We start from the raw sequence: 20,504 nt of genomic DNA, 5'->3' as shown, positions 1-20,504 counted from the left end.
GAATTACTTCGTTTTTTTAGGTTACGGCTTTATGAAACGTGATAGTGGTCAAACAAAAAAACTCTGATTTATTTTAGTCTTCGTAATAAATAAAGGTACTTAGATGCCTGATACAGGGCCTGCCTCCCCGGGGCCCGAGCGATAAAGCACAAATACTCAGGAGCACTCTCAATTATGTTTAAGAACGCATTTGCTAACCTGCAAAAGGTCGGTAAATCGCTGATGTTACCCGTGTCTGTACTGCCCATTGCAGGTATTCTGCTTGGTGTCGGTTCAGCTAACTTCAGTTGGTTGCCAGAAGTTGTGTCCCACGTTATGGCCGAAGCGGGCGGGTCCGTTTTTGCCAATATGCCGCTGATCTTTGCGATCGGTGTAGCGCTTGGTTTTACCAATAACGACGGGGTTTCTGCTCTGGCATCCGTGGTGGCCTACGGGATCATGGTCAAAACCATGGCCGTGGTTGCGCCACTGGTGCTCCACCTGCCAGCCGAAGAGATCGCCGCGAAACATCTGGCGGATACCGGGGTGCTTGGCGGGATTATCTCTGGTGCCATTGCGGCCTATATGTTCAACCGTTTCTACCGTATCAAGCTGCCTGAATATCTGGGCTTCTTTGCCGGTAAACGTTTTGTGCCGATCATTTCTGGTCTGGCGGCCATCTTCACCGGTGTTATCCTGTCCTTCATCTGGCCACCGATTGGTTCCGCTATCCAGACGTTCTCTCAGTGGGCGGCGTACCAGAACCCGGTGGTGGCGTTCGGTATCTATGGCTTTATTGAACGTTGCCTGGTGCCATTTGGTCTGCACCATATCTGGAACGTACCTTTCCAGATGCAGATTGGTGAGTTCACTAACGCGGCGGGCCAGGTCTTCCACGGTGATATTCCGCGCTATATGGCGGGCGACCCGACTGCGGGTAAACTGTCTGGTGGCTTCCTGTTCAAAATGTACGGCCTGCCGGCTGCCGCTATCGCCATCTGGCACTCTGCGAAACCAGAGAACCGCGCGAAAGTGGGCGGTATCATGATTTCCGCTGCGCTGACCTCGTTCCTGACCGGTATTACCGAGCCTATCGAGTTCTCTTTCATGTTCGTGGCGCCTATCCTGTACATCATCCACGCGATTCTGGCCGGTCTGGCATTCCCGATTTGTATCCTGCTCGGAATGCGTGACGGTACCAGCTTCTCTCACGGTCTGATTGACTTTGTGGTACTGAGTGGTAACAGCAGCAAACTGTGGCTGTTCCCGATTGTCGGTATCTGCTACGCGCTGGTGTACTACACCGTGTTCCGTGTGATGATCAAAGCACTGAACCTGAAAACACCGGGCCGTGAAGACGCAACCGAAGACAGCAAAGCGACGGCGACCAGTGAAATGGCACCGGCTCTGATTGCGGCTTTCGGCGGTAAAGAGAACATTACCAACCTCGATGCCTGTATTACCCGTCTGCGCGTTAGCGTGGCGGATGTGGCTAAAGTGGATCAGCCCGGGCTGAAAAAACTGGGCGCAGCCGGGGTTGTGGTTGCCGGTTCTGGTGTGCAGGCTATCTTCGGGACCAAGTCCGATAACCTGAAAACCGAAATGGACGACTATATCCGCAATCACTAACGGATAACGCGGGGAGAACGAAAAGGAGGCTACGGCCTCCTTTTTTTTTGTGCTAAAAAAAGGCGCCTAACCCCTCGGGGAGGCGCTGGCTGGAGGGAACTGTCGCGGGGTGGATTTGTCGCACTGCGCGACGGTGATATACTCAAACTTCAATATATTACCTGCCGATACCGCCAGTGACCGATTGCCGGTGGTGGGATGGGTGCGCAGTCAGGGCCAGCCTGGCGCTGGGCTATTCAGTTGAAGGAAACCTCCATGGCCGAAGAAACGATTTTCAGTAAAATTATTCGTCGCGAAATTCCGGCGGACATTGTCTATCAGGATGAGCTTGTTACGGCCTTTCGGGACATTTCTCCCCAGGCGCCAACGCATATTCTGATTATTCCTAATATCCTTATCCCTACAGTTAATGATACAACCCCTGAGCACGAACTGGCGCTGGGGCGCATGATGACTGTGGCGGCAAAAATAGCCAGGGAAGAGGGGATTGCTGAAGATGGCTATCGCCTGGTGGTGAACTGTAATCGTCACGGTGGTCAGGAGGTGTATCATATTCATATGCACCTGCTGGGTGGCCGACCGCTTGGCCCATTGCTGGCACATAAAGGACATTAATATGCGAACGGGACTTATCGCTGTGCTGCTCAGTGTGCTGGGGATTGCCGGTTGTCAGTCCCGACCAGAAATACCGGTCAATAAACAACAAACACTGGTGATGGAAACATCAGTACTGGCCGCCGGGATCACGGCAAGTAACCCGGAGGTGACTACTTCCGGGGTGCAGCACGTCGCTACTTCTGAACTCTACAATGAAACTAACCAGCCGATTACCATTAATTATCGTTTTTACTGGTATGACAATTCAGGGCTGGAAATGCATCCGCTGGCAAAAGCAACCTCGGTAGTGGTTGCCGCCCATGCAAGTGCCACGATAACGGCACTGACAGACGCGGCGGGTGCGTCTAAAGTGCGACTTTATCTTTATCTCTGAGGGGTAAAAATTAATGAGAGGAATCTCTCGCTATCTGCTGCCTGTTCTGGCAGCGATGATCATGACCGGTTGTGCGATGCACGGTCAGTCACCGGCGCCGGTTGATCAGGCTCAAAATAAGCCGGAGCAACCGCATCAGCAGCAACCACAACAACCGCAGCAGCCGCAACAGCCTAAGCTGCCGGTAGTGACGGCGCCAACGGGGGTTGTGGTTCCCAACCAGCCAGGGCCGATTACTCACGAAGAAAACGGTACCACCACCACGCATCACAGCAGTGGGTCGACTGGCACATCAGCGCCTGCTGCACGGGTTCGTCATTACGACTGGGGCAGCGCCGCCGCGCCGATGGTCAACCAGATGTTACAGGCAGGCGGGGTCACCCGCGGCAGTGTGCTGCTGGTTGATAGCGTCAACAACCGCACTAATGGCACCCTGAAAACCAGCGATGCGACGAACGCGCTGCACGCGGCGTTGACCAATAACGGCAAATTTACCCTGGTGTCGCCTCAGCAGTTGTCGGTGGCAAAACAGTCCCTGGGGCTTTCGGCCAATGACAGCCTCGGCTCGCGCAGTAAAGCGATGGGGATTGCCCGTAAAGTGGGGGCCCAGTACATGCTGTATTCGAACGCCACCGGTAATGTGACCGCGCCTCAGTTGCAGATGCAATTGATAACCGTGGGGACCGGGGAGATTGTCTGGTCAGGGAAAAATGCGGTACAGCAAACCCACTAACCAGCAATTAGCGTTTCTGCTGAAACGGATTTTACCGGCGGCCCAGGCCGCCGGTTCTGTTTCCGGGCAACCGGGGCTGAGCGGCGGCGTACTGCGCATCGAGAGCCCGTCAGGCCCTTTGGTGGCGCGTCCCGCACTGCCTGGCGTTTCACTGGCGCGCCAGCAGCGGGCATTACGCCGCGCCGGGCGCGAGATAGGGCCACGGGTGCTGGGGTGCTCGACACACTGGCTGGTCACCGAATGGCTGCCCGGTGAGGTCAAACCGGCGATAACCGCCATCCCGCAACTGGCGGATGTGCTCCACCGGCTGCACGGGATGCCGCTGCTGGGGTGGCGGATTGATCTATTGCCGGTATTGCAGTCCTGTTGGCAAAATGCGGCGCCTGCGCGCAGAACCCCCCGCTGGCTGAGGTTGCTAAAACAGTTACGGCAGCAGCGGATGCCGGGGCCTTTGCGCCTGGCGCCCCTGCATATGGATGTCCATAGCGGTAATATTATCTGCCAGCCTGGCGGTATGCGCCTGATTGACTGGGAATATGCCGGTGATGGCGATATTGCCCTTGAGCTGGCGGCTGTCGGGGTGGCGAGTGAATCTGACCGCCAGGCATTAATTGCGGATTATGCCCGGCTGTCAGGAATTAACTGCCAGCAGTTGGCGCGCCAGGTAAACTGTTGGCGACCCTGGACCGCAATACTGATGGCATCCTGGTATGAACAACGCTGGCAGCAAACTGGCGATCCCGTTTTTACTGCGCTGGCAGATGCACAATGGTCTGCACTGCGGCGCTGATTTGATCAAGAGAGGTATGGTGTGGGCCCGGTAATGTTAGATGTGGCTGGCTATGAGCTGGACAACGAAGAACGAGAAATTTTACAGCACCCGCTGGTGGGGGGGCTTATCCTGTTTACCCGCAATTATCATGATCCCGCACAATTACGCGAACTGGTCCGCCAGATCCGCAGCGCATCCCGTAACCACCTGGTGGTGGCCGTGGATCAGGAAGGCGGGCGGGTACAGCGCTTCCGGGAGGGATTTACCCGGTTACCGGCTGCCCAGTCATTTGCGGCATTGCTGGGGATGGAGCAGGGGGCTGAACTGGCCCGGGAATGTGGCTGGCTGATGGCCAGTGAAATGATAGCGATGGATATTGATATCAGTTTCGCCCCGGTGCTGGACATTGGCCATATCAGTGCCGCCATTGGCGAGCGTGCCTATCATAACGATCCCCAGGAAGCACTGCATATGGCCAGAGCGGTGATCAACGGGATGCATACCGCCGGGATGAAAACCACCGGGAAGCATTTCCCGGGGCACGGTGCGGTACAGGCTGACTCCCACAAAGAAACCCCGCGGGATACCCGCCCGGCGGACATTATTCGTGGCCGGGATATGGCGGTGTTCAGCGCGCTGATCGGGGATAATTTACTGGATGCGGTAATGCCCGCCCACGTTATTTACCAACAGGTCGATCCGCGCCCGGCCAGCGGCTCGCCGTACTGGCTACAGCAGGTATTGCGCGGTGAGCTGGGGTTCAACGGGGTGATTTTCTCCGATGATTTGTCGATGGAAGGGGCGGCGATTATGGGCAGCTATGCTGAGCGGGGCCAGGCGGCGCTGGATGCCGGTTGCGATATGATCCTGGTCTGTAATAATCGTAAAGGCGCGGTAAGCGTGTTGGATAACCTGTCTCCGGTCAAAGCACAACGTGTAACAACTTTGTATCATACCGGTTCGCTGACCCGTGACGAGCTCCGGGGATCGGCACGCTGGAAAGCGGCTCATACACAACTGACCGCGCTGCATGAGCGCTGGGAAGCCCATAAAGCGGGCCACTAATTTCACAATATGTGGTGAGAGGATGTAATGATTATCTATTTGCACGGTTTCGATTCGAACAGTCCGGGTAACCATGAAAAAGTGCTGCAGTTGCAGTTCATTGATCCTGATGTCCGTCTGATTAGCTACAGCACGTTGCACCCTAAACATGATATGCAGCATTTGCTCAAAGAGGTCGACAAAATGCTGCAACTCAATGCGGACGAGCGTCCGCTGATTTGCGGGGTCGGTTTAGGGGGCTTCTGGGCCGAACGGGTGGGATTTCTCTGCGATATCCGCCAGGTGATTTTTAACCCTAACTTATTTCCGGCGGAAAATATGGAAGGGAAAATCGATCGCCCGGAGGAATATGTCGATATTGCCACCAAGTGCGTGGAAAACTTCCGGGAAAAAAATCGTGACCGCTGTATGGCTATCCTCTCCCGCAACGATGGCATCCTGGATAGCCAGCGTTCAGCCGGGCTGCTGCATCACTATTACGAAATTGTCTGGGATGACGAACAAACCCATAAATTCAAGAATATTGCCCCGCATCTGCAGCGTATCAAAGCCTTCAAAACCCTTGGCTGAATAGTTACAGTCAGCTAACACCAAAACAACGGGCCGGTTAAATACCGGCCTTTTGTTTATCTTTTGTGCGCAAAACTTTGATGCTCATCAAATTTGGTATGACCAATTCACCCGGCGTGTTATGATCACCGTCAAGAAAAGGATGAAATAGCAGTAACTCATTGTTAACTAAGCGTTATGTTTATAGCTTTTAATTAACAATTGGTTAGTTATTTTAAGGGGTTATGCCAATGAAAAAAATTGTCATTGTTGGTGGGGGCGCGGGCGGACTGGAGCTGGCAACGCAGCTGGGTCATAAATTGGGCCGCAGCAAAAAAGCGAAAATCACCCTGATTGATCGTAACCACAGCCACCTGTGGAAGCCGTTGCTTCACGAAGTTGCCACCGGTTCACTGGATGAAGGCGTTGACGCGCTGAGCTATCTGGCTCATGCCCGCAACCACGGCTTTCAGTTCCAGCTCGGTTCAGTGAGCGATATTAATCGCGACGCCAAAACCGTAACGCTGACGGAGCTACGTGATGAAAAAGGCGAGCTGCTGATGCCGGAGCGTAAAGTCCCTTACGACACGCTGGTCATGGCGCTGGGCAGCACCTCTAACGATTTTAATACCCCGGGCGTCAAAGAACACTGTATCTTCCTCGACAGTCCGCAACAGGCCCAGCGCTTCCATCAGGAGATGCTCAACCTGTTCCTTAAATATTCGACTAACCTCGGTGCTAACGGCCGGGTGAATATCGCCATTGTCGGGGGCGGCGCTACCGGGGTAGAGCTGTCCGCAGAATTGCATAATGCCGTGAAACAACTGCACAGCTACGGCTATAAGGGCCTGAGCAATGACGCGCTGAATGTGACGCTGGTGGAAGCCGGCGAACGTATTCTGCCTGCGCTGCCGCCGCGGATCTCCGCTGCCGCGCACCAGGAGCTGACAAAACTGGGGGTTAACGTGCTGACCCAGACCATGGTGACCAGTGCGGAAGCTAACGGGCTGAATACCAAAAGCGGGGCGTTTATCTCTGCGGATCTGATTGTCTGGGCGGCGGGGATTAAAGCCCCTGATTTCCTGAAAGACATCGGCGGGCTGGAAACGAACCGCGTCAACCAGCTGGTGGTAGAGCCGACGCTGCAAACCACCCGCGATGCCGATATTTTTGCCATCGGTGACTGTGCGTCCTGCCCGCGCCCGGAAGGGGGCTTTGTGCCGCCGCGCGCCCAGGCGGCCCATCAGATGGCCACCTGCGCCATGAACAATATCCTGGCCCAGATGAAAGATAAGCCACTAAAAAATTACCTCTATAAAGATCATGGCTCCCTGGTATCCCTGTCAAACTACTCCACCGTGGGCAGCCTGATGGGGAACCTGATGCGCGGGTCGATGATGATCGAAGGGCGCATTGCCCGGTTCGTTTATATCTCCCTTTACCGGATGCACCAGATTGCACTGCACGGTTACTTTAAGACCGGCCTGATGATGCTGGTGGGACGGATCAACCGGGTTATCCGCCCGCGGCTCAAACTGCATTAATCTTTTCCGCCACGGTAGCGCACGGTTACCGTGGCGGCTTCTTCCCGCCGGTTAAGAGTGTTCTGAAATCCAGCCTTTCCGTTGTTTTCCTTCCGTTTTCATCCGTTGTCCTGGTGCCCCGCTGACGGTTTTGTAACAAAATGGTTACATAGGTATCATCAGGAGACAAACGATGAATAAATCCATGTTAGCGGGGGTTGGGGTCGGTATGGTGGCGGCGCTGGGCATTGCGGCCACGGCCGGGTTGACGGTGCTTAATCGCACGCCAGAGTATGCTGAGGTGGTATCGGCCATTCCAATCCATGAAACCGTCTCCACCCCCCGGGAGAGCTGCCGCGATGTGGTCATCAAACACCGGCGCGCGGTGCAGGATGAAAATCGCCTGCTGGGGTCTGCACTGGGTGCTGTCGCCGGTGGGGTGATTGGCCACCAGTTTGGTGGCGGCCGCGGGCGGGATGTGGCTACCGTGGTCGGCGCCCTGGGGGGCGGCTACGCCGGTAACCAGATTCAGGGCTCTATGCAGGACGGTGATACCTATACAACCACCCAAAAGCGTTGTAAAACAGTCTACGATAAAACCCAAAAACAAATAGGTTACAACGTCACGTACCGGATTGCTAAGCAACAGGGCAAGATCCGTATGGATTATGACCCCGGCCAGCGTATCCCGCTGGACAGCAACGGTCAGCTGGTACTGAATCAGAAACACTAAAACCGATGTTCATACTCGCTTACCCGTCAGCCGCGGCTGACGGGTTTTTTTAATGGGGCCCGCGCAGCTGCTGGTGCAGCATCAGCAGAGCACGCACTTCCTCAATGCGGCGCCGGGTGTATTCCCCCGGGTGCGCCGGGGTGTTAAACAACACCTGCTGTACACAGTGAGGATACAGGGCGCCAGGCTGCCGCCATTCCAGGCGCTGCCCGCCGTGTTTGAGGATCAGGCGTTCGTGATCCGCCCCGCGATCCAGCGAAATCACACTCCCCTGGCGTAACTGGATACGCATCCCTTTGCGGCTGATGCCGGGCCCGGCGTATTTATTGAGCCGCAGAGTAAAGGGGATTTCGCCCACCTGTCCGGTGATGGTTGCTGAGCCTTCCGCGCTGCTGAAATCACCGGGCATCAGCGGATGACCCAGCCGATCAGCGGCGGTTGTCTGCTGGAACTGAAGGCCGACAGGTAACCCGAGTAAGGCCAGATTCTCGCGCAGCATCGCCAGCACATGGGGGCCGGTATCCATGATAACCCCGTCCGGGTGGCGAAACTGCCTGCTGTCTGGCTCCCCGGTGGCAAAATTCAGCGCCACCGGCTCCCCGGCCGCGTTGATGCCGCTGGGCTCCTCCAGATAACCGTCAATAGCGATGATATCCCCGGTCTGATAGCCGAGTGGCGGGCAGGCCGGCCCCTGCCAGTGGAGGGGGAGCGTGCCGCGTAATAGCTCAGCAATGCCGGTACGGGACATCCAGTGGTCAAAGGCCAGCACCCGATCTGGATTGGGCTCCTGGCGCAGCAGGCGGTGCAGGGCGGTCATTTGTTCGAGGGAGGCGACGACGGGCTTTTCCACCAGAATGCGCGGTATCTGGCTTGCCAGGGCGGCCTCGAGAACCGCTAAATGGCTGAGTGAGGCGGTGGTAATAATCAGGACATCAATGGGCGCAGCCAGCAGTGCAGAGAGGGCCGGCAGCCGGATAATGCCGGGCAGTTGTCGGGCAGGATCACAATCGAAACCCAGTGGCGGTTGGCCGCCCCGGGACAATAAATCAGTGACCGCAGGCAGCCAGGCGGTTTCTACCACGGCGCCGAGGCCAACAAAGGCAAGTAGCATAACAGACATCCGTTAAAAAAAGAGATCCGGTTGTAGCACACTGGTAATCCAGGGGCTGTAACGACAAGTAAAAATGTGGGGCAGATAACGGCGAAGTTAGCGGACAGGGGCGGGATAGCCCGCCCCGAGGTGATTATTTGATCAAGTCAGGCCACAGGCGCAGCGTGGTGGCGGTAATTTTCATCAGATCTTCATAGCTGGCGCCGTCGCGGGCGCTGACCGACATCCCCTGGAGGATACAACACAGATACTCTGTCAGGGTTTGCAGGCAGCAATTATCCGGGATCTCACCCCGGTTCTGGTGTAAGTCAAGGAACTGCCTGATGGCCAGCGCCTGCTGGGCGTGGCGTTCTTTGATGGTGTTGGCGATATCGTCATTAGAGGCGGCCAGCGCCGAAGAGGTGCAAATAATAAAACAGCCGGAGGGGGTGTCCTTACTGGTAAAGCAGTGGGCGACGGCGCTGAAGTAATCCGCCAGCGCCTGGATAACGTTTTTCTCCGGGCAGAGTAATTCGGCTTCATTGCGGGAGGCAAACTCGGCAATGTAGCGGTCCAGTACTGCACGAAACAGACCTTCCTTGTTGGTAAATTCGGCGTACAACGTCGGTGCTTTGGCGCCGGTGGCTTCCACCAGGTGAGCCATCGATGTCGCTTCGTAGCCGTGTTGCCAAAATAATGTCATGGCCTTATCAAGCGCTGCATCCCTGTCGAACACTTTCGGGCGACCACGGCTTTTTTTAGGGCAACTTTCTGTTGTCGCTGTCGTTGTCATTGCCGTTGAACCTCGGTTGGTTTTCTGAGTAGTCATTATAAAAATAATAGCTTCGCAAACACCAGCCACAGTTTCGCAAAACGCGCAAAATCCTATGAGACTGAAAAATAAGCAGTTTAAAAATAAGTTAATGTTCGTTAAAAAATGATGTTGACTGTGATTGGGATCACATTTAATATTTACCTATCGATCGTTAAGTTAATAAAAAAAGCACCACTATCATCTGCCGAGGTTCCTATGAAAAAGATCACTGCTCTCATCGCCGCTGCCGTTTTAGGCTCTGTCTCTTTTGCAAGTCTTGCTGCTGTTGAGGTTCAGACTACCCCAACCGGACAGCAGGAGTTCGGCCACGTTTCCGTATCCGCGGGTTCTAACTTAGCCTCCTTACAGGATGAGCTGTCTGCCAAAGCGGATGAAATGGGCGCCAAATCATTCCGTATTACTTCTGTTAGCGGCCCGAATCAGCTGCACGGTACCGCGGTTATCTATAAGTAATACTGCTGTACGCACTTTTTTGATAAGCAATGTGTTGTAGCAATATTTTGTAGCAATATTTTGTAGCAATGTTGTCCCGTTCGTCACTACCCATGACGAACGGTTATTACCCTGTGTTAGTCCTTTGATATGCCCGAAAAGCTCTGAAATGCCACCAGAGCGCATAACTTGATTTTTACCGCCACCTACCCAGTGGCGGTTTTTTTTGCCCTAAATCTGCGCCGGTGCAGGCGGGAAAGGCCGGGTGATATTCACCGGCATTCCCTGACGCAGATTAATCACTTGCTCCAGTTGTCGGGCATCGGTTGCCGGGTTATCCCGGAATGCCGTCATGGCGGCGTCCAGCACAATGGGCAGCCGTTGCGGATCATCATCAATATGTTCTGACAGAGGCTGGTGTACCTCAACCATATGGTGGCCATCCGGTTCAATAGACGCCTTGATCGGGGTATTGATAATCGCCACCGGGGTGCCGACCGGGAGCTGTTCAAACAGCCACTTGATATCGTTATCCCGCAGGCGGATGCAGCCTGAACTCACCCGCATACCGATGCCAAAGTCGGCATTTGTGCCGTGCAGCAGGTAGACACCGCCATAGGCCGCCAGGCGAATGGCGTGATGGCCCATCGGGTTATCCGGCCCGGCGGGGACCACTGCCGGTAGCTCGATACCCTGGGCCAGATAACGGGCGCGGATATTTGCCGTGGGTGTCCAGGTGGGGTTGGCCCGCTTTTCGGACACCCGGGTTTGCATGGTGGGGGTAAGAGTATCGCCCCCCAGTTGGCCAATACCAATCGGGAAAATAACCACCTTATTCTGGTTGGCTGGATAGTAGTAGAGCCGCAGCTCCGCCAGATTGATAACGATGCCTTCCCGGGGCGCATCCGGCAGCAGGACCTGGGTGGGAATAGTTAACACCGCCCCGGGCTGGGGCACATAAGGGTCGATACCCCGATTGGCCTGAAGCAGGGCGAGAAAGCCAACATCGTATTTTTTGGCAATGGCCTCCAGGGAGCCACCGTCGTTTTGCACCACGTGAATCTGATTTTGCCCCACCAGACGGCTACCGGGGGGCGGTAAATCATAGCTATTGGCCTGAGCGCAGACACTTGTCAGTGCAAGGAGCCCCAGGGCAAGGGCGGCAGAAAGTCGCATATTATCACCTGCGTTGTTATTTCAGTAAGAAATTGTTAACCGGTGATTATGATATCGCCCTTGTCGGGAAACCCAGGCCAAATGAAATTTTTTGTAAATAGCTGAATGCTATCTGGAAAGCCCCCTCTGCCCGGGTGGGCAGAGGGGAAACCTCAGGCCACGGCGTTGTCGGCCATCTGGGTCATAAAACGGCGCACCCACGCCATCCGCACGTTGCGATCTGCCAGATCGTCAATAAAACGCAGACGGGTGGGGCCATCCAGCCGGAAGTGCTGGGGCTGCTTTTGTAACAGGCCGATCAACCATACCGGATCAACGTGGTTTTTCTCCGAAAATTCAATCACGCCGCCTTTATCGTGGCCTTCGATTTTACGGATCCCTAAGCGACGGGCCTGCTGGCGCAGTGCCGCCACCTCCAGCAGGGTGCGGGCGGGATCCGGGAGCAGGCCGAAGCGATCTATCAGTTCCGTTTTGATCTCGTCCAGCTCGTCGCCATTACGGGCGCTGGCTATCCGCTTGTAGAGCGACAGCCGGGTATTAACGTCGGGGATATAGGCCTCCGGCAGCAGTGCCGGCATACGCAGCTCAACCTCGGTCTGGTTGCTGGTGAGATCCTCCAGAGAGGGCTCCCGGCCTTCTTTCAGGGCGTCGACGGCGTTCTCCAGCAGCTCCATATACAGCGAGAAGCCCACGGTCTCCATCTGGCCGCTCTGGCCTTCACCCAGCAGTTCACCGGCGCCGCGGATCTCCAGGTCGTGGGTTGCCAGCGCGAAACCGGCCCCTAAATCCTCCAGCGAGGCGATAGCTTCAAGCCGCTTATGGGCATCCTGGGACATGGCTTTGGGATGCGGGGTCAACAGCCAGGCGTAGGCCTGATGATGCGAGCGGCCCACCCGGCCACGCAACTGGTGTAACTGCGCGAGGCCAAAGTGGTCAGCCCGCTCAATAATAATGGTGTTGGCGGTAGGGATGTCGATACCGGTTTCAATAATGGTGGTACAAACCAGCACATTAAAACGCTGATGATGGAAATCATTCATCACGCGTTCCAGCTCCCGTTCACGCATCTGGCCGTGGCCGATGGCGACCCGCGCTTCAGGCACCAGCGCCGCCAGACGATCCGCCGCTTTCTGGATATTCTCGACGTCGTTATACAGGTAATAGACCTGGCCGCCGCGCAGCACTTCACGCAGGATAGCCTCTTTGACCACCAGCTCATCATATTGGCGAACAAAGGTTTTTACCGCCAGGCGACGTGCCGGTGGGGTGGCGATAATCGACAGGTCGCGCATCCCGCTCATGGCCATATTCAGGGTGCGCGGAATCGGTGTGGCGGTAAGGGTCAGAATGTCCACATCGGCGCGCATGGCCTTGATGCGTTCTTTGTGGCGCACCCCGAAGCGGTGCTCTTCATCGACAATCAACAGCCCAAGATCGTGCCATTTCACATCACTTTGCAGCAATTTATGGGTGCCAATCAGAATATCGACCTTGCCCTCGCGGGTCTCTTCGAGCACCTGAACCTGATCTTTGGCACTGCGAAAACGCGACAGCATCTCGATGCGTACCGGCCAGTTAGCGAAACGGTCGCGGAAGTTATCATAATGCTGCTGGGCCAGCAGCGTGGTCGGCACCAGCACCGCGACCTGTTTATGGTTTTCCACCGCCAGGAAGGCGGCGCGCATGGCAACTTCGGTCTTACCGAAGCCCACATCCCCGCACACAAGGCGATCCATTGCCAGCGGCTGGCACATATCACTGAGTACCGCATTAATCGCCTGGGCCTGATCCGGCGTGGTCTCAAAGGGGAAGCTGTCGCAAAACAGCTGGTACTGCTCGCGATCGTGTTTAAAGGCAAAGCCCGCTTTGGCCGCCCGCAGGGCATAGATATCCAGCAGTTCGGCGGCGACATCGCGCACTTTTTCTGCCGCTTTCTGGCGCGCCCGGCTCCAGGCATCGCTGCCCAGCTTGTGCAGCGGGGCGTTTTCATCGGCGCCGCCGGCATAGCGACTGATCAGGTGCAGCGAGGATACCGGCACGTACAGTTTGGCGTCACCGGCGTACATCAGGATCAGGTATTCCCCGGTAATACCGCCGGCTTCGAGGGTGGTCATGCCGCCATAGCGGCCCACACCGTGTTCAAGGTGAACCACCGGCTGGCCCGGATGCAGCTCCGCCAGGTTGCGGATCAGCGTATCGGGGTTAATGGTGCGCCGGGCATCCTGGCGCCGTCTGGCAACCCGCTCGCCCAGCAAGTCGCTTTCGCAAATCAGTGCCCGGTTACGTAAACTGTCGATAAAGCCGTGCTCACTGGCGCCAATCAGCACAAAACGCCCGCTATCCCCGGTGGCGTCGAGGCGCTGAATCCGGCTGGGGGCCAGTTTCAGGCGCGCCAGCAGATCCGCCAGGGTCTCCCGGCGGCCTTCGCTCTCAACAGAGAAGATAACCGGGCCGGTGAAGCTTTCCAGGAAGCGGCGTAGGTTATCGAGCGGGGATTTTTGCTGGGCCTGGACAGACAGGTCCGGCAGCGCCTGGTAGCCAAGATTGGTGACCCCGGCTTTGGCCTCAAGATGGCCGGTTTTTAGCTGAATGCGCGGCCAGTTTTTAAGTGCGCTAAATAACTCGTCCACCCGTAGCCACAGGGCCGGGGGGGCCAGCAGCGGGCGCATTGGATCCACTTTCCGGTTATCAAACCGGGTCTGGATCTCCTGCCAGAAGCGCTGGGCACTGCCCTCCAGATCGCCGGTGTTCACCACCAGGGTGTTGGCCGGCAGATGCTGAAAGAGCGAGGTTAACGGCTCGCTGAAGAACAGCGGCTGCCAGTACTCGATCCCGGCGGGGAGGGTACCTTTACTGACCTGCTGGTAAATATGTTCGGCGTCCCGTTTGACATCAAACTGGTCGCGCCACTGGCTGCGAAACAGTTCAATGGCGTTTTTGTCTGTCGGAAATTCGTGGGCGGGCAGCAGATTGATGGCGGTGACTTCTTCGAGGGTGCGCTGGCTGTCAACATCAAAAATACGCAGGCTGTCGAGCTCATCGTCAAAGAAATCCAGCCGGAAGGGATGCTCGCTCCCCATGGGGAACAGATCCAGCAACGCCCCGCGGGTGGCAAACTCCCCGTGTTCCATTACCTGGTCCACGCTGCGGTAGCCGGCCTGCTCCAGCTGGGCGCGTAGCGTGTCCCGGGACAGGCGCTGGCCTTTTTTCATCACCAGGGCGTGGCCGTGCAGGAAGCTGTGCGGGCAGACCCGCTGCATCAGGGTACTGACCGCGACAATCAACACGCCGCGCTGCATCTCCGGCAACTGGTAGAGGGTCGATAACCGTGAAGAGATAATTTCCTGGTGCGGGGAAAAGCCGTCATAGGGCAGGGTTTCCCAGTCGGCCAGATTGATCACCATACTGTCGGTGAACTCCTGGATCTCATCACCAAGGCGCAGTGCGTTCTGCATATCCGGGGCAATAAGTAACACCGGGCCCGGGTGGCGCTCACTGATTTCCGCCACTTCTGTGGCGCAAGCCGCACCGATAAGCTCACCAAGCTGGCGTAAGTCTCCTGCTTTGGTGGGCAGGTCGTAACGAATGTGTTCGGACATGTGTCTGTCGGGATCCCTTCAAGGTATTGGGCGGGCCGTTGGCATCGCGCCGTGAATCCAGGTGGTATCTCTTTATTATCCTTGATCATTTTACATAAGCAACCACAAGAAAAAGCGACGAGATTTTTCCTAACGAAAACAAAGGCTCTGCGCGTTATGCTGGTTCTGGCGGTGGTTTTGCGGCCCCGGGGCTTAATTCTGTGCGCTTTTTCTGGCGCTATGGGCGGCGCTATTTTAAGCGAATTTACGCCATCCGCTTGATTGTGTTCTGTTTTATTGCCAATGGCGAATGACAAAAGCCGTTATAATTCATTTACTTGATTGCCCGGCGCTTATATACTCCGGGATCAATTTGTAAAACCGCATAAGACGGATTTTCATGCATCAACCTGTCGCGTTATTTATCGGCCTGCGTTACATGCGCGGGCGAGCAGCAGATCGTTTTGGCCGTTTTGTCTCCTGGCTGTCTACCATCGGGATAACCCTCGGGGTGATGGCGCTGGTCACGGTATTGTCCGTGATGAACGGTTTTGAGCGGGAACTGCAAAACAACATCCTCGGGCTGATGCCCCAGGCACTGATCACAACCCCTCAGGGCTCGCTGAGCCCGGAAAAGGTCCCTGAAAACTCCCTGACGCTCCAGGGGGTGTCGCGCATGGCGCCGCTGACCACCGGCGATGTGGTGCTGCAGAGTGCCCGTAACGTGTCCGTGGGCGTGATGCTCGGCATTGATCCGCAACAGCAGGACCCGCTCACCCCGTATCTGGTGAATGTGAAACAGCAGCTGCTGGAGGCCGGGAAATACAATGTCATCCTCGGTGAACAACTGGCGGGCCAGTTAGGGGTGAGACGCGGTGACACCATCCGCGTGATGGTGCCTTCTGCCAGCCAATTTACCCCGATGGGCCGCATCCCCAGCCAGCGCTTGTTTACCGTGATTGGCACCTTTGCCGCCAATAGCGAAGTGGATCAGTACCAGATGCTGGTCAATATCCAGGACGCCTCGCGCCTGATGCGCTACCCCCAGGGCAATATTACCGGCTGGCGGTTGTGGCTTACTCAGCCCCTGCAGGTGGATACCCTCAGCCAGCAGCCGCTGCCCGGCGGGCTGGAATGGAAAGACTGGCGCGAACGCAAAGGGGAGCTGTTCCAGGCGGTCCGGATGGAGAAGAACATGATGGGCCTGCTGCTGAGCCTGATAGTGGCTGTGGCGGCGTTTAATATTATTACCTCCCTGGGCCTGATGGTGATGGAGAAGCAGGGGGAAGTGGCAATCCTGCAAACCCAGGGATTAACGCGCCGCCAGATCATGGCGGTATTTATGGTCCAGGGCGCCAGTGCCGGTATTATCGGGGCGCTGCTGGGGGCCGGGCTGGGTGCACTGCTGGCCAGCCAGTTGAATAATTTAATGCCGGTTATTGGCGCGTTTCTTGACGGTGCGGCGCTGCCGGTGGCTATTGAACCTGTACAGGTCATTACTATTGCGCTGGTGGCGATGGCGCTGGCGTTGTTGTCGACCCTGTATCCTTCCTGGCGCGCTGCCGCCACCCAACCCGCTGAGGCTTTACGTTATGAGTAATTCGGTCCTGTTACAGTGTGACAATCTGTGCAAACGCTACCAGGAAGGGAGTGTGCAGACCGATGTGTTGCATGACGTCAGCTTTACGATTAACAGCGGAGAGATGATGGCAATCGTCGGCAGCTCCGGCTCCGGGAAAAGCACCTTATTACACCTGCTGGGCGGGCTGGATACCCCGACCAGCGGCGATGTTATTTTTAACGGTAAATCCCTGAGCCAGATGTCGTCATCCGCCAAGGCGGACCTGCGCAACCGCGAGCTGGGGTTTATTTACCAGTTCCACCATCTGCTGCCGGATTTTTCCGCCCTTGAAAACGTGGCCATGCCGCTGATGATTGGCCGCCAGAAAGGGCCGCAGATGGAAAAGACCGCCATGGATATGCTGGCGGCAGTGGGGCTGGATCATCGCAGCAAACATCGTCCTTCGGAGCTTTCCGGCGGTGAACGCCAGCGGGTGGCCATTGCCCGTGCGCTGGTCAATAACCCGCGCCTGGTGCTGGCGGATGAGCCCACCGGTAACCTTGATGCCCGTAACGCGGACAGTATTTTCGAGCTGCTGGGGGAGTTAAACCGCCAGCAGGGCACCGCGTTCCTGGTGGTGACCCACGACTTGTCTCTGGCCCGGCGAATGTCGCGCCAGCTGGAGATGCGCGATGGCCGTTTGAATAACGAACTGACCTTGATGGGGGCCAGGTAATGGCGTCTGCGCTTTCGTTGCTTATTGGGCTGCGCTTTAGCCGGGGACGGCGGCGTAGCGGCATGGTGTCGCTGATTTCGGTGATATCCACCTTTGGGATAGCCCTCGGCGTTGCGGTGCTGATTGTCGGGCTGAGCGCCATGAACGGTTTTGAGCGTGAGCTGAATAACCGCATTCTGGCGGTGGTGCCCCACGGTGAAATCGAGCCGGTGGATCAACCCTGGCAGGACTGGCAGGGGGCCCTGAAGCGCATAGAAAAAGTGCCCGGTATTGAAGCCGCCGCGCCCTATATTAATTTTACTGGCCTGGTGGAGAGCGGGGTAAACCTGCGGGCGATTCAGGTCAAAGGGGTGGAACCCGCCCAGGAAGCGCACCTCAGTGCGTTACCGTCGTTTGTCCAGAACAACGCCTGGCAGGATTTTAAGGCCGGCAGCCAGCAGATTATTATCGGCAAAGGGGTAGCAGACGCCCTGCATGTTAAGCAGGGTGACTGGATCTCAATCATGATCCCGAACAATTCGGATGCCCAGCAAAAGCTGTTGCAGCCCAAACGCGTGCGCCTGCATGTCACGGGGATCTTGCAGCTTAGCGGCCAGCTGGATCACAGCTTTGCTATGGTGCCGATTGACGATGCCCGCCAGTATCTCGATATGCCCCAGAGTGTCACCGGTATTGCCATGAAGATGAACAACGTCTTTAACGCCAATAAACTGGTGCGTGACGCCGGGGAAGTGACCAATGCGTATGTCTATATCAAAAGCTGGATGACCACCTACGGTTATATGTACCGGGATATCCAGATGATCCGCGCCATTATGTATCTGGCGATGGTGCTGGTGATTGGCGTGGCCTGTTTTAATATCGTCTCGACCCTGGTGATGGCGGTAAAAGATAAAAGCAGTGATATTGCGGTACTGCGTACCCTGGGGGCCAAAGATGGCCTGATCCGGGCGATTTTTATCTGGTATGGCCTGATGGCGGGGCTGCTGGGGAGCGTTATCGGGGTGATTATTGGCGTGCTGGCCTCCTGGAAGCTGACGGCAATCATTAATCTGATTGAAACGCTGATCGGCCATCGTTTCCTGTCCGGCGATATTTACTTTATTGATTTCCTGCCGTCAGAACTGCACGGCATGGATGTGGTGTATGTGCTGGGAACGGCGCTGGTGCTCAGTCTGTTAGCCAGCTGGTACCCGGCGCGCCGGGCCAGCAATATCGATCCTGCCCGGGTGTTAAGTGGCCAGTAATCCAGGAGAGATAATGCACTACGGTCTGGATATCGGGGGCAGCAAAATCGCCCTCGGGGTATATAACGCGGAGCGTGAGTTGCTGTGGGAAACGCGCATGCCGACCCCACACGACAGCTATGACCATTTTATTGATGCCGTGGTGGGCCTGGTGCGCGATGCGGACCAGCGCTTTGGCGGCTGCGGCACCGTAGGGATAGGGATCCCCGGGATCCCGGTAACCGAACATGGCACCCTGTATGCGGCTAATCTGCCCGCTGCCAGCGGGCAGCCGGTACAGGCGGATCTCAGCGCCAGGCTGGCCCGGGACGTGCGGATGGACAACGACGCTAACTGCTTCGCCCTTTCGGAAGCCTGGGATGATGAATTTTGCCAGTATCCGGTGGTGCTGGGGATTATCCTCGGCACCGGTGTCGGTGGCGGTATTATTATTAATGGCCAGCCGCTGACCGGGCAGCATTTTATCAGCGGTGAATTTGGCCATATGCGCCTGCCGGTGGATGCCCTGCAATTGCTGGGCTGGGATACCCCATTACGGCGCTGTGGCTGCGGCCAGCAGGGCTGTATTGAGACGTTTTTATCAGGGCCAGGGTTCGCCTGGCTCTATCACCATAGCTATGGTGAGCGGCTGAGCGCGCCACAAATTATTGCCCGCTATCATCAGGGGGAACCTCAGGCACAGCAGCATGTGGATAGTTACCTTGAGGTGCTGGCTATTTGTCTTGCCAACTGGCTCACCATGGTGGATGCCCATCTGGTGGTGATTGGTGGCGGGCTGTCACAATTTGCTACTTTGATTGAGGGCCTGCCGGGCCGGTTACCGGCATATTTATTGCCGGTAGCAAAAGTACCGCGTATCGAGCAAGCCCGTTATGGGGACGCTGGCGGTATGCGCGGTGCCGCATTTTTGCATCTTGCGCGTTAATCATTTTCGCGTCTGTCACGTTCGCGTAGTAATAATGGGGATGGTATGCCATCGCGAGGGCTTCATCGGTTATGTCGTTTCCGTAAGAACAAACGGCGATTGCGGGCGCGTTTGCGCCAGCGTACTTTTTTCCGGGATGAGCAGGGGTTAAGTGTGATGCAAAAACCCAGAGTAGTGGTGTTAACCGGGGCGGGGATTTCGGCAGAGTCCGGGATCCGCACTTTCCGGGCCGCAGACGGCCTGTGGGAGGAGCACCGGGTTGAGGATGTCGCGACGCCGGAAGGCTTTGAGCGGGACCCGGCACTGGTGCAGGCGTTTTATAATGCCCGCCGGGCACAACTTCAGCAGCCTGAGATCAAACCGAATGCCGCCCATTATGCGCTGGCCGAACTGGAGCACGCGCTGGAGGGGAACTTTCTGCTGGTGACCCAGAATATTGATAACCTCCACGAGCGGGCGGGCAATAAAAATATCATTCATATGCACGGCGAGCTGCTTAAAGTGCGCTGTAGCTGGAGTGGTCAGGTGCTGGAGTGGCAGGGGGATGTTCAGCCTGAAGATCGCTGTCACTGCTGCCAGTTCCCGGCCGCGCTGCGCCCCCATGTGGTGTGGTTCGGCGAAATGCCGCTGGGGATGGATGAGATTTATCAGGCGATAGCGCAAGCGGATATTTTTATCGCCATCGGCACCTCCGGCCATGTGTACCCGGCTGCCGGGTTTGTCCATGAGGCAAAATTGCAGGGCGCACATACCGTTGAGCTCAACCTCGAACCCAGCCAGGTGGGCAGTGAATTTGAAGAAAAACACTATGGCCTGGCCAGCGTCGTGGTGCCGGAGTATGTCAGTAAGCTGATTGATGCGCTAAATAGCCCCGGGGCTATTTAGCCGTCAGCGTCCCCCTGGGGCCAGCAGCAGGCGCGGTTCACGCAGCGCCACCGCCCAGCCCAGCG

Annotated in this window: 19 protein-coding genes; 15 read left to right on the top strand and 4 right to left on the bottom strand. The window is 56.5% G+C overall.

Features of this window, described 5'->3' with window-relative positions; all coding sequences use genetic code 11:
• Nucleotides 1–174: 174 nt before the first annotated feature.
• From ptsG to F9C28_RS11105, 9 genes are all read left to right on the top strand, one after another.
• Nucleotides 175–1,608, top strand: coding sequence for a PTS glucose transporter subunit IIBC (gene ptsG / locus F9C28_RS11145; protein ID WP_199015387.1), 1,434 nt, complete (start codon nucleotides 175–177; stop codon nucleotides 1,606–1,608).
• Between the two features lie 255 nt (nucleotides 1,609–1,863).
• Nucleotides 1,864–2,223 carry a purine nucleoside phosphoramidase gene (gene hinT / locus F9C28_RS11140; protein ID WP_199015408.1) on the top strand — a complete coding sequence of 120 codons (360 nt, stop codon included), beginning with the start codon at nucleotides 1,864–1,866 and terminating at the stop codon, nucleotides 2,221–2,223.
• Between the two features lies 1 nt (nucleotide 2,224).
• Complete coding sequence (locus F9C28_RS11135) at nucleotides 2,225–2,599, top strand: YcfL family protein (protein WP_199015386.1); 375 nt, start codon at nucleotides 2,225–2,227, stop codon at nucleotides 2,597–2,599.
• Nucleotides 2,600–2,612: 13 nt separating this feature from the next.
• Complete coding sequence (gene lpoB, locus F9C28_RS11130) at nucleotides 2,613–3,332, top strand: penicillin-binding protein activator LpoB (protein ID WP_199015385.1); 720 nt, start codon at nucleotides 2,613–2,615, stop codon at nucleotides 3,330–3,332.
• Nucleotides 3,310–4,122 (top strand): thiamine kinase, encoded by an 813-nt coding sequence (thiK, locus tag F9C28_RS11125; protein WP_199015384.1) that lies wholly within the window; start codon nucleotides 3,310–3,312, stop codon nucleotides 4,120–4,122. Before lpoB ends, thiK begins: the two co-directional genes overlap by 23 nt.
• A gap of 21 nt (nucleotides 4,123–4,143) precedes the next feature.
• The gene (nagZ, locus tag F9C28_RS11120; RefSeq protein WP_199015383.1) at nucleotides 4,144–5,169 is read left to right on the top strand and encodes a beta-N-acetylhexosaminidase; all 1,026 of its coding nucleotides are present in this window, start codon (nucleotides 4,144–4,146) and stop codon (nucleotides 5,167–5,169) included.
• Between the two features lie 27 nt (nucleotides 5,170–5,196).
• Entirely contained in the window at nucleotides 5,197–5,739 is a 543-nt protein-coding gene (ycfP, locus tag F9C28_RS11115) for an alpha/beta hydrolase YcfP (protein WP_199015382.1), read from the top strand.
• A gap of 224 nt (nucleotides 5,740–5,963) precedes the next feature.
• Entirely contained in the window at nucleotides 5,964–7,262 is a 1,299-nt protein-coding gene (locus F9C28_RS11110; RefSeq protein ID WP_199015381.1) for an NAD(P)/FAD-dependent oxidoreductase, read from the top strand.
• A gap of 172 nt (nucleotides 7,263–7,434) precedes the next feature.
• Entirely contained in the window at nucleotides 7,435–7,974 is a 540-nt protein-coding gene (locus tag F9C28_RS11105; protein WP_199015380.1) for a glycine zipper 2TM domain-containing protein, read from the top strand.
• Between the two features lie 49 nt (nucleotides 7,975–8,023).
• On the opposite strand, the gene F9C28_RS11100 is transcribed toward F9C28_RS11105, so the two are convergent.
• Both F9C28_RS11100 and F9C28_RS11095 read right to left on the bottom strand, forming a co-directional pair.
• Nucleotides 8,024–9,085, bottom strand: coding sequence for a Gfo/Idh/MocA family oxidoreductase (locus F9C28_RS11100; protein ID WP_199015379.1), 1,062 nt, complete (start codon nucleotides 9,083–9,085; stop codon nucleotides 8,024–8,026).
• Between the two features lie 133 nt (nucleotides 9,086–9,218).
• The gene (locus tag F9C28_RS11095; RefSeq protein WP_199015378.1) at nucleotides 9,219–9,857 is read right to left on the bottom strand and encodes a TetR/AcrR family transcriptional regulator; all 639 of its coding nucleotides are present in this window, start codon (nucleotides 9,855–9,857) and stop codon (nucleotides 9,219–9,221) included.
• Nucleotides 9,858–10,094: 237 nt separating this feature from the next.
• Between F9C28_RS11095 and bhsA the strand changes: the two genes are divergently transcribed.
• A complete protein-coding gene (gene bhsA / locus F9C28_RS11090; protein WP_199015377.1) occupies nucleotides 10,095–10,352 on the top strand; it encodes a multiple stress resistance protein BhsA in 258 nt (85 codons plus the stop codon).
• A 210-nt stretch (nucleotides 10,353–10,562) separates the two neighbouring features.
• Here bhsA and ldtC read toward each other — a convergent pair whose 3' ends face one another.
• Together ldtC and mfd are read right to left on the bottom strand one after the other, a co-directional pair.
• On the bottom strand, nucleotides 10,563–11,507 hold the full coding sequence (gene ldtC, locus F9C28_RS11085) for a L,D-transpeptidase LdtC (protein ID WP_199015376.1): 945 nt from the start codon (nucleotides 11,505–11,507) through the stop codon (nucleotides 10,563–10,565).
• Between the two features lie 152 nt (nucleotides 11,508–11,659).
• On the bottom strand, nucleotides 11,660–15,106 hold the full coding sequence (gene mfd / locus F9C28_RS11080; protein ID WP_199015375.1) for a transcription-repair coupling factor: 3,447 nt from the start codon (nucleotides 15,104–15,106) through the stop codon (nucleotides 11,660–11,662).
• Nucleotides 15,107–15,485: 379 nt separating this feature from the next.
• Between mfd and lolC the strand changes: the two genes are divergently transcribed.
• The 5 genes from lolC to cobB are packed head-to-tail and all read left to right on the top strand — an operon-like array spanning nucleotide 15,486 to nucleotide 20,439.
• Nucleotides 15,486–16,685 (top strand): lipoprotein-releasing ABC transporter permease subunit LolC, encoded by a 1,200-nt coding sequence (lolC, locus tag F9C28_RS11075; RefSeq protein ID WP_199015374.1) that lies wholly within the window; start codon nucleotides 15,486–15,488, stop codon nucleotides 16,683–16,685.
• Nucleotides 16,678–17,382: a lipoprotein-releasing ABC transporter ATP-binding protein LolD gene (lolD, locus tag F9C28_RS11070; protein ID WP_199015373.1), complete on the top strand. Its 705-nt coding sequence runs from the start codon at nucleotides 16,678–16,680 to the stop codon at nucleotides 17,380–17,382. Before lolC ends, lolD begins: the two co-directional genes overlap by 8 nt.
• A complete protein-coding gene (gene lolE, locus F9C28_RS11065) occupies nucleotides 17,382–18,629 on the top strand; it encodes a lipoprotein-releasing ABC transporter permease subunit LolE (protein WP_199015372.1) in 1,248 nt (415 codons plus the stop codon). Before lolD ends, lolE begins: the two co-directional genes overlap by 1 nt.
• Nucleotides 18,630–18,642: 13 nt before the next feature.
• Complete coding sequence (gene nagK / locus F9C28_RS11060) at nucleotides 18,643–19,554, top strand: N-acetylglucosamine kinase (RefSeq protein ID WP_199015371.1); 912 nt, start codon at nucleotides 18,643–18,645, stop codon at nucleotides 19,552–19,554.
• A gap of 45 nt (nucleotides 19,555–19,599) precedes the next feature.
• Entirely contained in the window at nucleotides 19,600–20,439 is an 840-nt protein-coding gene (gene cobB / locus F9C28_RS11055) for a Sir2 family NAD+-dependent deacetylase (protein WP_199015370.1), read from the top strand.
• The last annotated feature ends 65 nt before the right edge of the window (nucleotides 20,440–20,504 follow it).

Source organism: Shimwellia pseudoproteus, assembly GCF_016415625.1.
In the GTDB taxonomy this organism is placed as follows: Bacteria; Pseudomonadota; Gammaproteobacteria; order Enterobacterales; family Enterobacteriaceae; genus Shimwellia; species Shimwellia pseudoproteus.
Note: the sequence above shows the minus strand (reverse complement) of the source record. Positions and strands in the feature narration are given on the sequence as shown.